Raw genomic sequence first — 13,462 nt, 5'->3', positions numbered from 1 at the left:
CGTGCGTGGCCCCGTCGCGGGTGGCCGCATGGGAGCGCGGGAGCTCACGGATGAGCGAGGCACGGCGAAGGCGTGCGTGGCCCCGTCGCGGGTGGCCACCGAGGTCGGAACCGAGCGCCAGCTGGTGCGACTCGGGGATGGTGCCCTTGCCGCGTGCTCAGGACCGGAGCCTACAACGCCTCGGCTAGAGCCAACAGGTCCTTGCCTGGTCGCGGAGAGCCGCCGCCGGCTATGATGACCGGACGTTGCACGGCACGTAGGGCGACCACCGCCGCCTCGATCGCGGCGGCCCGGGCTACAGCGCCTGCGGGTGCCAGACCCGTTCGCCAGCGGCCGCCCCGAAACCGACGCCGTCGGCCGGGGCGTAGTCCGGCCAGGCCAGGCCGGTGGGCGGCATGAAGTCGGCGGGGAGCAGGGCTTGGGTGGGGTTCTCGGCCTTGCGCTGCTTGAACTCCTCCGCGGCCGCAGCCAGCAGTTGAGGCGAGGTGAGCATGTCCACGAAGGTTCCGGCGATGGTCTTGCCGGCCACCTCGATGGTCGGGTCGATCGCGGCGGGGATGCCGCCGAGGGCGTTCATCACCCAACCCGGATAAGCACCGCGGCCCGGGGCGGGCTTCAGCGCCGGCCGGGAGATGTAGAACCGGACGGTGGGAGCGTAGTGCGTCATCTCCACGTAGTCGTCGCTGGTCCAGTTCTTCTGCCACGGGGCCAAGTGCTCACGCAGCGCCTGCTCGGCGTCCTGCGGGGAGATCAGCGATTCGCACTCGTCCAGGAACGGCTTCTCCATCGGCTCGACCCCCAGTCCGGACTGGATCTCACGCGCGGCAGCCACGGCGTCGTCGTTGTAAGTAGGGGCGCCGACTTCCTCAAGGTTGTTGTACAGCGCCTGCGCCAGCGCGTGGTTGGTGATGCCGGGGCGGTTGCGGGCCACCCAGGTTCTCCACCCGGCAGTGCGCCATCGCGGCGGCGTGCTCGGCGTTGCGGTCCAGCACGGCCAGCACGTGCTCGGCCATCTCCAGCGTGGGGCAGCGCCAGGAGTACTGGATCTGCGCGATCCGCGCGGCAGGTTGTCCGCGGTCGCCTGACCGGAGCCGAGGATCGCATCGGAGAGGCTCCAGCCGCCGAAGCTGGGCAGCATCGCGTCCTGCATCACCCGCGAGCTGGTGCACATCTGCGTCAGCGCCACGTTCGCGCCCGGGGCGAGGGCGGCCGAGTGAGACGCCGGGAGCGGCGGGTTCTGGCCTGACGCCTCAGGGCGCCTCATCGGCCGGCAAGCTCGACAGCTTCAAAGCTAACCACCGCGCCCATCGGCCCCCGAGGCAGGACCCGGATCACCGCGTCCGGTGCATCTGCAGCCCCTCGAGCAGCGTATTGACGCCGAAGAGGAACGCTTCGCCGTTAGCGTCGGAATCTGGGCCCGGTTCCAACAGGCCGGATCGGGCAAGCTCGGCCCGGGTCTGCTCCTCTGCCACCGCGCCGAGGATGAAGTGCGTCAGGCTCTTCGCCCCCCAGCGCGCGTGCAGCTCGCTCAGTCCACTCTCAGCCAAGAGGGCGGTCATTCCATACAGCGGGGTGAGGGACTCCGGCGCCAGCGCCTGCGCGAGGGAAACGACGTCCGAGCCGTCGCGCACGGCGAGCAGCGCGGCGCGCAGATCCTGCGCGGACCGCCGAACCGCCCCGTCCGCGTCGCCGCCAGCCTCGCCCACTTTCACGGGCTCCAGGATTCGCTCGGCCAACACCACCAGCAGTTCCTGCTTGTTCTTTACATGCCAATACAGCGCTCCCGGCTGCACGCCGAGATCCCGCGCAAGCCTGCGCATCGAGAGATCGGCAAGACCGTACGAGCGCAAGATTTCCAAGGCCGTATCGACAATCTTCCCGCGCGTCAGGGCCACGTCGACCTCCGTCCTCTCCGTCTCCAGCCGATGTCACGTTATGGCGTCCATCATGCACCATCCTTGACAAGCACTCCGTCCCCACCCACTATTGAACGGTGTTCAATTCATTTCATGACCTGGCCGACCGGCAGCTGGCCGGCGGCACCCTGACCCGCGACGATGCGCGTGCCATCCTCGCTTCCGACGACTCACAGCTGCTGGAGCTGACTGCGGCAGCGGCGACGCTGCGGCGGGCCCACTTCGGCAATTCCGTCAAGGTGAACTATCTGGTGAACCTCAAATCGGGCCTCTGCCCGGAGGACTGCACCTACTGCTCGCAGCGCCTGGGATCGGCCGCCGAGATCCTCAAGTACACCTGGCTCAAACCGGAAGAGGCAGCCGAACAGGCCGCCAGCGGCATCCGCGCCGGCGCCTCCCGAGTCTGCCTGGTGGCCAGCGGCAAGGGCCCCACGGACCGGGACGTGGATCGGGTGGCCACCATGGTCACCGGGCTCAAGGACGAGCACCCGCAGGTGGAGGTCTGCGCCTGCCTGGGCATCCTCAAGGACGGGCAGGCGGAAAAACTCAAGACTGCCGGTGTGGACGCCTACAACCACAACCTGAACACCAGTGAATCCAACTACGCCGACATCTGCACCACCCACGAATACTCCGACCGCGTGCGCACCGTCAACCACGCCAAGGACGCCGGCCTCTCCCCCTGCTCCGGCCTAATCGTAGGCATGGGCGAGACCGACGAAGAGCTGATCGACGCCGTCTTCGCCCTGCGCGAGCTGGAAGTTGACTCGTTCCCGGTCAACTTCCTGATGCCCTTCGAGGGCACCCCGCTGGAGGAAACCTGGCTGCTAACGCCAGCGCACTGCCTGCGGATCCTGGCGCTGGTGCGCTTCGCCTGCCCTTCCACCGAACTGCGGATGGCCGGCGGCCGCGAGATGCACCTGCGCTCCCTGCAGCCGCTGGCCCTCCACATGGCCAACTCGCTCTTCCTCGGCGACTACCTGACCAGCGAGGGTCAGGCCGCGAAGGCGGACCTTGAGATGATTGCCGACGCCGGCTTCACAGTCCTGGCGCCCGCCCGCCCGGTGCCTTCTGCTGCCGCGGACGACGACGGCACACCGTCACCGATTTCCATCCGGCGCCGCGGTGCGGGGACGGAGCTTGCGCCCAATGCCTGAGGCAGTGCTGTCCGGCGCTGCGTTGCTTGCGCGCGACCGCGGCCTGCTCTGGCATCCGTACGCCCCGCTGGACGGCCCCACGCCTTATGCGGTTGCCGCCGCGGACGGCGTGCGGCTGCAGTTGGAAGCCGCGGACGGGGCGCGCTTCGAGGCGGTCGACGCCATGAGCTCCTGGTGGTCTGCCATCCACGGCTACCGGCATCCGGCCCTCGACGACGCAGTACGCCGCCAGGTGGAGCGGTTCAGCCACGTGATGTTCGGCGGGCTCACGCACGAGCCCGCCGTCCGGCTGGCCGAGCAACTGGCGGAGCTGGCCCCGGACCCGCTGCGGCACGTGTTCTTCGCGGACTCCGGTTCGGTCTCGGTGGAGGTTGCGCTGAAGCTGGCCATCCAGTACCAGGCCGCAGCCGGGCGGCAGGGCCGCCACGCTTTCCTGGCCCTGCGCGGCGGCTACCACGGGGACACCTTCGGTGCGATGAGCGTGTGCGATCCGGTGGACGGCATGCACTCGGCCTTCCCCTCCCTACCGGTCCAGCATTTCCTCCCCCGGCCGCCAGCCGCGCGGCTGGACGACGGCGGCAGCCTGGTCTCCGACAGCGCAGCGGTTGCCGCCTGGACCGCGGAATTGGAGGCCGCCGTCGCCCGGCACGGGCACGAGCTGGCCGGAATCATTGTGGAACCGGTGCTGCAGGGCGCCGGCGGAATGCACGCCTACTCGCCCGAATGCCTGCAGGCCCTGCGCCGGGTGGCCGACGCGCACGGGCTACTGCTCATCTTCGATGAAATCGCCACCGGCTTCGGCCGCACCGGCAAGCTCTTCGCCGGCGAATGGGCAGGCGTGGTCCCGGACGTCATGTGCGTGGGCAAGGCCCTGACCGGCGGCTACCTGACCCTGGCCGCTGTGCTGTGCTCCACGACCGTCGCGGAAGTCATCACCGCCTCCGATTTCCGGGCCCTCCTGCACGGGCCCACCTTCATGGCCAACCCGCTGGCCTGCGCGGTCGCCTCGGCCTCGCTACAGCTACTGGAAACCGCCGGCTGGCAGGAGCAGGTGCGAGGCGTAGAAGCCGGCCTGCGCGCGTCCCTGGCCCCGGCGTCCGGACTCGGATCCGTCCGGGACGTGCGGGTGCTCGGCGCCGTCGGCGTCGTCGAACTTCACGAGGCCGTGGACATCCCCGCTGTGACCCGCGCGGCCCTGGCGCAGGGTGTCTGGGTGCGCCCGTTCCGCAACCTCGTCTACACCATGCCGCCCTATGTCTGCACGCCGGCTGACGTGGCGGCGATCGGCGCCGGCATTAGTGCCGCCGTTAAAGAGGTCCACGGCTGATGGGTTCCATGCAGGACTGGCTCGCCGCCCAGGCCGAAGTGCGTACCCGGCGCGGCATCACACGGCACACGGTACTGCGGACCGGCGCTGTGCTGGACTTGGCCTCCAATGATTACCTGGGCCTGGCCGCGGACCCCCGGCTGCAGACCGCCGCCGTCGCCGCCGTCGAACGTTACGGCACCGGCGCCCGCGCTTCCCGCGTCGTCACCGGCACGCACGCCGTGCACGAGGAACTCGAGACCGAACTGTGCGCACTCACCGGCCGGCCCGCGGCCCTCGCCTTCTCCAGCGGCTACGCAGCGAACCTGGGGATCCTTACCGCTCTCGGCGGCCCCGGCACCCTGATTCTGACTGACGAGCACATCCACGCCTCGCTGATCGACGCCGCCCGGCTCTCCCGCTCCCCGGTCGAGGTCTTCCCGCACGGCGACCTGGAAGCGTTGGAGCAGCGGCTGGCCGCGCGCAGCCAGCCGCGCGCCGTCGTCGTGATCGAATCGATCTACTCGGTGCTCGGTGACGCCGCCGATGTGTCCGCCGCTGCGCGACTGTGCGCCGACCACGACGCGCTGCTGGTGGTGGACGAGGCGCACGGGATCGGCGTAGCCGGCCACGGCCGCGGCGCCGTTTACGCCGCCGGACTGGCCGAAGCGGAGCATGTGGCGGTGACCGCCACGCTGTCCAAGGCCCTGGGCAGCCAGGGCGGGGCCGTGCTCGGCTCCCCCGCGCTGCGCGAGCACCTGGTCAATACCGCGCGGAGCTTTATTTTCGACACCGGGCTGGCCCCGGCCTCGGCCGCTGCCGCCGCGCAGGCCTGCCGCATCATTGCCCACGAGCCGGAACGCGTTGCCGCCGTCGGACGCAACGCGGCGCTGATCGCCACCGGATTGGGCGTCGACCAGGCTGATGGCGCGGTGCAGTCGGTGCCCGCCGGCTCGGCGCAGCGCGCCGCGGAACTGGCCGCCAGGCTGGAGGACGCCGGCGTACTGGTGGGCTGCTTCCGTCCGCCGAGCGTGCCGGACGGGATCTCGCGGCTGCGGCTGACCGCCCGCGCCGACCTAGCCCCGGAACAGCTGCGGAACGCCACCGGCCTTATCAGTACGCTGCTATCCCAAACGGAGGTGCCCGCGTGAGCCAAGACACGAGCTATCAGGTCATCAGAGATCCCGAGCAGGTCCGCCAGGTGCTGCGCCGGGTGGACGATTTCCTGCCCACCAACGCCTTGACCTCGGTGGTGCCGCTGAGCCCGGCGGCACTGCGGATCCTGAGCCGCAGCCGCTTCGCCCTGCCGCCGGTGCTGGCCTCGGCCACCGGGGAGCTGCACCGGACGGTGCGTTCGGTGGTAGCAGGCTTCTTCACCCCCGCCAAGGTCGCCGCCATCGGCCCGCGGGTGCGCGAACTAACGCGCAAACATGCCAAAGCCGCCGCCGCGGAGCTCGCGCACGGCCCGGTGGACCTTGCCAAGGCTGTTGGCGCCCACATCCCGCCGGTGATCATGCAGGAACTGACCGGCTTCGAGCTGCCGGACCCGGACGTGCTCAAGCGCTGGAGCCGGGACTCACTGGAACTTTTCTGGGGCTGGCCGGATCCGCAGCGCCAGGTGGAACTCGCCGAAACCGCCGCCGAGTTCTACACCTGGCTGAGGGCCGAGGTCATCGCCAGCCACGGGCGCGACAACCTCTTCGGCGCACTGCACGCGGCCGGACTCCGGACCGCCGAGGTCTGCTCGCTGGGCTACTTCCTGCTCATCGCCGGGCAGGAAACCACCGCGCTGCTGATCGGCACAGCCTTGTACCGGGCGCTGCAGGATCCCGCTTGCTGGCAATCGCTGGCCTCCGGCGGCACCGGATCAACCCTGGTACGCAGGGTGCTGGCCGAGGAACCGTCCGTGCACACCTGGCGCCGGGCCGTCCCCCGCGATACCGTTCTGGACGGCACGGCGCTGCCCGCCGGATCCGAAATCCTGCTGGAACTGGCCGGCCACCACCCGCCCGATGCCGGCCCCACGGCCTACTCGCTGTCCTTCGGCTACGGGCTGCACCGCTGCCTGGGGGCGAGGCTGGCCGAACTCGAAACCGTCCTGGCCCTGGAGGAAACCGCCCGAGCCCTGCCTGACATACGGCTGAGCGGGCCGGAACCGGACTGGCTGCGACTGCTGTCCTTCCAGGCGCCCCTGTCCGTCACCGTAGAACCAGCGGCACAGGAAAGGAGCAACCGGTGAGCCACCCTGACGCGGGCCTGCCCGCCCTGCCCCGGATCCTGTTCGTGACCGGCACGGATACCGGCGTGGGCAAGACCATGACGACGGCGGCGCTTGCCGCGGCGCTGTCGGCGGGATCCCGCGCGGCTTCCGCGCGCAGCGGGCGCCCCTCGGTCGCGGTCTATAAACCCGTCCAAACCGGTGTTCTGGCTGAGGAGGCCGGAGACATCGAGGAGGTCCGCCGGATGGCCGGGATCGACGACGTCTTAGAAGGTGCCCGGCTCCGGTTACCGATGGCGCCGGTCGCCGCAGCCGCCCGGGAGGGCGCTTCCCTGCCAGGGCGTGTGGAGCATACCGAGACCATCCGGAAACTCGCCAATGGTTTCGACCACGTGCTGGTGGAGGGGGCCGGCGGACTGCTCGTCGAACTCGAGCCGGATTTTTGCCTCGCGGATCTGGCTGCCGGCTTCATCGACGGGACGACGCCGGCCGGCGCCGGCGACAGCCGGCAAACGGCGGGCATCGTCGTCGTGTGCCGCAGCGGGCTCGGGACGTTGAACCACACCCTGCTCACCCTTGAGGCACTGCAGCGCCGGTCGCTTCCCGTCGCGGGGCTGGTGATCGGTGCCTGGCCGCAGGAGCCCACCGACATTGAGTTGGACAACCAGCGGTACCTGAGCGATCTTCCCGTTCCGTTCCTGGGGATGGTCCCTGCGGGAGCCTCGGCGCTGCATCCGCAAGAATTCCGCGCCCTGAGTTCCGGATGGGTCGGTCGACCGGGCGAGGGCTAACGGCGGCGGGGCGAATGCACGTTTCCACGCTTTAGGGTCGATGTGATCCCTGTTGTTGCCCGACGAAACAACAGAAATCCTAAAGCGCGCCGTTCAGTCGGCCTCACGCCAGGGCCCAGCCCTGACGGTTCCTCGCGCATCATTTCGATCTAGGACTGCGCCTCGATGGCATGGCGGGTGAGGCCGATGAATTCGTCAGCCAGTTGATTAAGGCTGCGGTCGCGGAACGCCGGCCCGGACCAGGTTCAAGACGCTGAGCATGTCAACCAGAATTATTAGATGTCCCCCACGGCACCCATCAGGTGGAAAACATACAATGGCCTGAGTTGTGGTTCGCACCGGGATTCGTCATGCTCGGGCGGCAGCTCTGCACCCTTCGGAGGAAGACCCAAATGCCCTTTGTGGACCGGCTTGTAGATTGGGCCGACAAATGCCCGGACAGGGCCGCCGTTGTCATCGACGGGCAGCGGCTCAGCTATGCGGAGCTCTGCCGACGTGCCGGGGACCTGCGCCTGCCAGAGCCGACAGCTTTCCCTGGCGGCAGGATGATCGCCGTGGATCTGGGCAGCACCCTCGACTTCGTTGTCGCTTTTACCGCCATCATCGGGAGCGGTTGCGCCGCCGCGGTGCTGGATCCCGCCTGGCCGGCGGCGGTGCGTGCGTCTGCGCTGGAGCAGCTGGGGATCGGCGCCGTCGTCAGCCGGACCGGACTGCCAGGACTGGAAGGCAGCGGCGGCCGTCCCCGAGAACTGGAGGATGGGGATTCCGACCGAATCTTCTATTGTGGCTTCACGTCCGGGACCACCCGCACGCCCAAGGCCTTCGTCCGCACCGTGGGTTCCTGGCGCCGCTCCTTGGAACGCAGCACTGCGCATTTCGGGACAGCGCCCGGGGACTCGGTGCTGGTTCCGGGCCCCTTGTCCGCCAGTCTCAGCTTGTACGCGCTGGCCGAATGCCTCTACGCGGGGGCAACCTTTTACGGGCAGGCTGCACCCGACACCGCTGCAGCGCTCGACCTGCTGTCCGACGGGAAAGTGTCCCAACTGGTCGCGGTGCCAAGCCAGCTCCGGCTGCTGGGGCTGCGAGCCAAGAGCGAATGGTCGTCTGTGCGGACGGTCGTTTCCGGTGGAGCGAAGCTCGGCGACGACGACGCACTGACCATCCAGCGCCTAGCGCCGCGCGCCGCGCTTCACGAGTACTACGGTGCCTCCGAGCTCAGTTTCGTAGCAGCCAGATTGGCCACCCCGGGCCAGGGACCGCGGCTCGTGGGAGCTGCGTTCCCCGGGGTCGAACTGCGTATCGAGCCCCTAAACGGCGGCGGCGCCGCTGCGGCCGGGGAGCCCGGCACCATTTGGGTGCGCAGTGACATGACCTGTCTGGGCTACCTTGCAGGCGACGACGGCCTCTCCTTCCGGCGGGACGGGGGCTGGGCCACGGTAGGGGACATCGGCTGGCTGGACGACAGCGGCCAACTGCACGTGGCTGGACGGTCCTCGGACATGATCGTCACCGGCGGCTTTAACGTGTACCCGCATGAGATTGAAGACGTGCTGCGCGCTCACGGACTGGACGCCGTCGTCGTCGGGCTGCCGGACGGACTGCGCGGCAGCTCCATCGCCGTGGTCATCCGCAGCGACGGGCCGCCGGAACAAACCGCGGGAAAGCTGCGCCGGCTGTGCGCTGGGGAACTGGCCGTGTACAAGGTGCCCCGCCGCTTCTACTGGGTGCGGGAATGGTCCCGGCAACATGGAGGCAAGACAGCGCGGCGGGACCTAATCCGCGCCATAGAGGCGGCAGAGGCAGGCATCCATGTGCTGGGCTAGCGACCCCCGTCGGCAGCCGGTGATTGTGCTGGGCCGGCGCAGCGCCTTCGGGCGACTGAACGGGCTGTGGGGGCAGACCACCGCGGACGCCCTGCTGGCCCCGGTGCTGGCCTCGGTCGTCCGCACGGCCGGCCTGCGCAACGACGACGTTGACGACGTCGTGATCGGCAATGCCGTGGGCGGGGGAAACGTAGCACGACTGGCCCTGCTGCAGGCCGGGCTGGCGGCGTCGGTACCCGGGATGAGCATTGACCGCCAATGCGGCTCTGGGCTTGATGCCGTAGTTCTGGCCTGCCGGCTGGTAGCCTCCGGCGCGGGACAGCTTTACCTGGCCGGCGGCGTCGAAAGCTGCAGCACTGCCCCGCTGCGGGCCCATCGCCTGACCTCGGTTCCCGGAGCGCCGGACTTTTACGGCAGGGCACGGTTCTCTCCCGACGCCATCGGGGACCCGGATATGGGTGTGGCGGCCGAGAACGTGGCAGTACGCTGGGGCGTCGGCCGGGCAGACCAGGACGACTTTGCGTCGCGCAGTCACCGGCGGGCCATCGCGGCCGCGGACGCCGGCGCATTCGCGGAAGAGATTGTCCCCCGGCCGGCAGCCCTTGACAGCACGGTGGACGAGGGGCCGCGGAAGAACCTGAGCCCGTCGCTGTTGGCGAGGTTTCCGGCGGCCTTTGTTCCGTCCGGGACAGTGACTGCAGGCAACTCCTGCGCGGACGCGGACGGTGCAGCCGTCCTCCTGGTGGCGAGCCGCGCGGCTGCAGAACGGCTGGGCTTGGGTGGCGGGCTTGAGTTCCGGGACGGTGGCACCGTCGGAACCGACCCGAACTATCCGGGCATTGGCGGCGGCCTGGCGGCGGCCAACTTGCTCGCAGTGAACGGACTCCGCGGCGCAGACCTTCAGCGGGTCGAATTCAATGAGGCCTTCGCCGCGCAGGCCATCGCATCACTGAGGATGTTTGGCGTGGCCCCGGAACAGGCCAATCTCCAGGGCGGGGCGCTGGCCTTCGGGCACCCGTACGGGGCTTCGGGTGCGGTCCTGGTGCTGCGGCTGCTGCAGCAGGCCCGTAGTGGGCAGTGGGAAGGACCTGCGCTTGCGGCCGCGAGCATCGCCGGAGGGATGGGAACCGCCGCGCTGTTCGAGCCCGCGCGGGCCTGACCCGCAGCTTCCTAGTCCCGCGCCAAGGGAGCATGCTTCACGCCTTCCACCCAGAAGCATCCGGCACCTAATGTCTGCCGAACGGTGCTCTGCGGCGGGCCGGAGCCGGCTGCCGGGTGATCGGCGGGCGGGACGAGGTCGCCGTTTTCCTTCTCGCCCAGACCGCGGGCGGCCAATGCGTCACCGGTCTGCCTGGCGTAGGCGACCGTTCCGATCAGCACAGGCGGGAGAACCGCGCGGGGGTTGCGTTCCAGTCCGCGCGCCTTGGCCGCTTCGCGGACGTCCAGGAAGGAGACGACGAGGTACGGAATGCTGCGCAGCATTAGCCCGACTGCCAGTGCGAAGCGCTCCGGGTCGCCCCCGAGGCGCCGGAACGGCCGAACCGCGGCATCCAGGGCGTCCAGCAGTCGCTGCATCGGGGTCGTGGCAAGCAGGACGTTGGCCGCGTACAGGCAGGTCAGCCGGCCGGAGAAGACCTGCCAGGGGCCCGCGGGCTTTGCCACTTAGGTCTACCGGTGCCTAACAACCGTGGGGTTCAACCCAACAAGGATTACTGCCTCAGACGAAGCCTTCGCATTAGCAGCGGCAAGCGTCTACCGCCGCATCAAGCACCGCGAACACGAGATGCCCGACTCCTTACACTCTTGGCTTCTCAGCCACGTACTCGTCGTCGTAGCTCGAGCCGCCATAGTCATGCAAGTTCCTCAAGCGAGGGACGCAGTCTCATCTTTCATGCGTCAAACGGCCACTTCAGAATGGGTGGCGTCTTTCCGAGACATCGATCTCTATATCGACCCCTACGGGATCCTTCGCGGCCAACCAACCTTAGGAGCTCGCAGAGCAGAGCGGCGGTGACTACAGTGAAGCCTGATGCTGCCTAATACCGCATCCTCGATCGCCGCTGTGATCCGAACGCCGGTAACGGCGCCTACGACACTGCGCGAAACACGGATGAACAGCTCTGGCAGCAACACAGCTTTCATCGAAGAGGCGCCAAGTGAGCGATGATCGCGTGAAGCAGTACCGGTTTCCGGCCTCGACAAGCGTCCGGCGGCGGGGATAGCTTGAGGGCGTTGCTGATGCAGCATCCTGCTCACTGTAAATCCGCCGCCCGCTGCCTGCACCGAGACCGACCGGCCCGCCGGAAGGCGCCGAAACCTGTGAAGGCGGATAAGCCCGCCACACGGGTTGCCGACAGAGCGCATCTAATACGAAAGGTACCGCTGAATATGAGAGCTGTCGTCTACACCTCGTCGGGCCCCTCGGCCGTGCTGTCGCTGGTCGAGCGGGAGCCCGCCACGCCCGGCCCCGGGCAGGTCGGGGTGAGAATTGCCGTTTCCGGCGTGAACCCTACCGACTGGAAGGCCCGTAACGGGTCTACCCGGCGTGGCGACTTCACAGAAGTCGTACCCAACCAGGACGGCGCCGGCATCATCGACGCAATCGGTGAAGGAGTCGCTGGTCTCGCCGTCGGCGACCGGGTATGGCTGTACCTTGCGCAGCACGAACAGGCAGGCGGTACCGCCCAGGAATACGTGATTCTCCCAGCGGCCCGGGCAGTCCGGCTCCCCGCGGGCATCGACTTCGCCGTTGGCGCGAGCCTTGGCGTGCCGGCGATCACCGCGCACCGCGCACTAACCGTCCACGAACACGGACCCGCGCGCCTGTCGCCCGGGTCCCTCGCCGGCCGGGTCGTCCTGGTCGCCGGGGGCGCGGGCGCAGTGGGCCATGCCGCCATCCAGCTAGCCCGCTGGGCGGGCGCAACGGTCATCGCAACGGTCAGTTCCGGCACCAAGGCAACGCTGGCGCGCGCTGCCGGGGCGCATCACGTATTCGACTACACCCGTGGCGACCTCGTCGAGAGAGTGAACGAAGTTGCTCCCGGCGGCGTCGACCACTTCGTGGAGGTGTCAATCGCCGCCAATGCCGACGTCAACGCGGCGATTGCCGCCAACCATGCGGTGATCGCCTTCTACGCGGACAACGGCGGTGACACCTTTACCGCTGCCGTGCGCCCCGGCTTCGCGAAGAACCTACGCTTCCAAGGCTTGCTGCTCTACACTGTCGGCTCGGACGCCCTCGCTGCGGCAGCCGAAGACATCAGTGCAGCCCTGGCCGATGACGCGCTCCCGGTTGGCGAAGACGCCGGCCTTCCGCTGACCTGGTATTCCCTCGAGGACACCGCGGCCGCACATGACGCGGTGCAGAGCGGCGTCGTCGGGAAAGTCCTCATCCGCGTCGCAGATGTCTGACTGGAAGCGTTGGAAGAACGCATACGGGAGGCAAACGACGCAGGCCGATCTTTGAGCACTCTTACAAGACTTCGCCACGTCGTGGAGCTTGACCTGGAGCAACGCGGAACCCTCTATATGGCTTGGCTTAGCGACACGCAGGACAGCCATCCCTCGCCAGCCGGCGCGCGGGCAGATTTCTCGCGATCCCCCACGGACGAGACGCAGTACTTCCTGCCCCGTTACCTTCTTCGTTAGCCCTGAATAGGCAAGAATCAGGGTTGCTGGCCTGTCGGCCCCGGCATGATGTCTGCCCCCAGTCGTTCATGATCCGGGGGTGTTGTCACCGGGGTCCGATAGGCGCCAGAGGATCGCTGACCCTTCTATGCTTTGTGGTCAAGTCGCTGGGTGGTCCGCCTGGTGACTCTGTTTCCGGGTTAGGCCATGATGCGGTTTAGGGTTCGAAAGAGCTGCCGAGCGATGTAGCGCTTGAGGCAGCGGCGAATTTCCCGTCGCGTTTTGCCCTCGGTCAGGCGGCGTTCGACGTATGCACGGGTAGCTGGATGATTCGACATACGGACGCGGGCAATGACTTCCAGCGCTCGGTTAAGTTGACGGTCGCCGCCCCGGTTGAGCCGGTGACGGATCGTGTTGCCGCTGGACGCGGGCAGCGGCGCGGCGCCTGCAAGGGCGGCGAAAGCTGATTCTGATCGGACCCTGCCCTTGTGGGAGTACGCGATCAACACGATCGCTGCGCTGACAGGTGTCAAGGGCCATGAATTTCTGCCCGCTGGCGGCCAGGATAAGTGCCCGCCGGTGGCCAGTTAAACTGCCCGGTGGCGGCCAGCTAATCTGCCCACT

General features: G+C 68.4%; 10 protein-coding genes and 2 pseudogenes. 8 read left to right on the top strand and 4 right to left on the bottom strand.

Annotated features, from left to right (window positions below; all coding sequences use genetic code 11):
- Positions 1 to 295: 295 nt before the first annotated feature.
- Both AC5RWT_RS27735 and AC5RWT_RS27730 read right to left on the bottom strand, forming a co-directional pair.
- Positions 296 to 931, bottom strand: coding sequence for a hypothetical protein (locus tag AC5RWT_RS27735; protein WP_494083005.1), 636 nt, complete (start codon positions 929 to 931; stop codon positions 296 to 298).
- Positions 932 to 1,331: 400 nt separating this feature from the next.
- Entirely contained in the window at positions 1,332 to 1,895 is a 564-nt protein-coding gene (locus tag AC5RWT_RS27730; RefSeq protein ID WP_494083004.1) for a TetR family transcriptional regulator, read from the bottom strand.
- A gap of 98 nt (positions 1,896 to 1,993) precedes the next feature.
- Here AC5RWT_RS27730 and bioB point away from each other — a divergent pair, with 98 nt between their 5' ends.
- The 7 genes from bioB to AC5RWT_RS27695 all read left to right on the top strand — a co-directional run bounded on the left by bioB (position 1,994) and on the right by AC5RWT_RS27695 (position 10,370).
- Complete coding sequence (gene bioB, locus AC5RWT_RS27725; protein WP_494083003.1) at positions 1,994 to 3,073, top strand: biotin synthase BioB; 1,080 nt, start codon at positions 1,994 to 1,996, stop codon at positions 3,071 to 3,073.
- Positions 3,066 to 4,400, top strand: coding sequence for an adenosylmethionine--8-amino-7-oxononanoate transaminase (locus tag AC5RWT_RS27720; protein ID WP_494083002.1), 1,335 nt, complete (start codon positions 3,066 to 3,068; stop codon positions 4,398 to 4,400). Before bioB ends, AC5RWT_RS27720 begins: the two co-directional genes overlap by 8 nt.
- Positions 4,400 to 5,530: an 8-amino-7-oxononanoate synthase gene (locus AC5RWT_RS27715; protein ID WP_494083001.1), complete on the top strand. Its 1,131-nt coding sequence runs from the start codon at positions 4,400 to 4,402 to the stop codon at positions 5,528 to 5,530. The genes AC5RWT_RS27720 and AC5RWT_RS27715 overlap by 1 nt, the downstream gene beginning before the upstream one ends.
- Positions 5,527 to 6,618 (top strand): cytochrome P450, encoded by a 1,092-nt coding sequence (locus tag AC5RWT_RS27710; RefSeq protein WP_494083000.1) that lies wholly within the window; start codon positions 5,527 to 5,529, stop codon positions 6,616 to 6,618. Before AC5RWT_RS27715 ends, AC5RWT_RS27710 begins: the two co-directional genes overlap by 4 nt.
- The gene (gene bioD / locus AC5RWT_RS27705) at positions 6,615 to 7,388 is read left to right on the top strand and encodes a dethiobiotin synthase (RefSeq protein WP_494082999.1); all 774 of its coding nucleotides are present in this window, start codon (positions 6,615 to 6,617) and stop codon (positions 7,386 to 7,388) included. Before AC5RWT_RS27710 ends, bioD begins: the two co-directional genes overlap by 4 nt.
- Positions 7,389 to 7,780: 392 nt before the next feature.
- Positions 7,781 to 9,211 carry a class I adenylate-forming enzyme family protein gene (locus tag AC5RWT_RS27700; protein ID WP_494082998.1) on the top strand — a complete coding sequence of 477 codons (1,431 nt, stop codon included), beginning with the start codon at positions 7,781 to 7,783 and terminating at the stop codon, positions 9,209 to 9,211.
- A complete protein-coding gene (locus AC5RWT_RS27695; protein WP_494082997.1) occupies positions 9,198 to 10,370 on the top strand; it encodes a thiolase family protein in 1,173 nt (390 codons plus the stop codon). Before AC5RWT_RS27700 ends, AC5RWT_RS27695 begins: the two co-directional genes overlap by 14 nt.
- Positions 10,371 to 10,513: 143 nt before the next feature.
- On the opposite strand, the pseudogene AC5RWT_RS27690 reads toward AC5RWT_RS27695, so the two are convergent.
- A pseudogene (locus AC5RWT_RS27690) lies at positions 10,514 to 10,831 on the bottom strand (energy-coupling factor transporter transmembrane component T); the annotation flags it as partial.
- A gap of 768 nt (positions 10,832 to 11,599) precedes the next feature.
- Between AC5RWT_RS27690 and AC5RWT_RS27685 the strand changes: the two are divergent.
- Positions 11,600 to 12,622, top strand: coding sequence for an NADPH:quinone reductase (locus AC5RWT_RS27685; RefSeq protein WP_494082996.1), 1,023 nt, complete (start codon positions 11,600 to 11,602; stop codon positions 12,620 to 12,622).
- A gap of 416 nt (positions 12,623 to 13,038) precedes the next feature.
- On the opposite strand, the pseudogene AC5RWT_RS27680 reads toward AC5RWT_RS27685, so the two are convergent.
- Positions 13,039 to 13,365, bottom strand: a pseudogene (locus AC5RWT_RS27680) (transposase); the annotation flags it as partial.
- Positions 13,366 to 13,462 lie beyond the last annotated feature (97 nt).

It is taken from the genome of Arthrobacter sp. Dra40 (assembly GCF_059091905.1).
The sequence above is the reverse complement of the archived record's forward strand: the minus strand, read 5'-3'. Positions and strand labels throughout refer to the sequence as shown.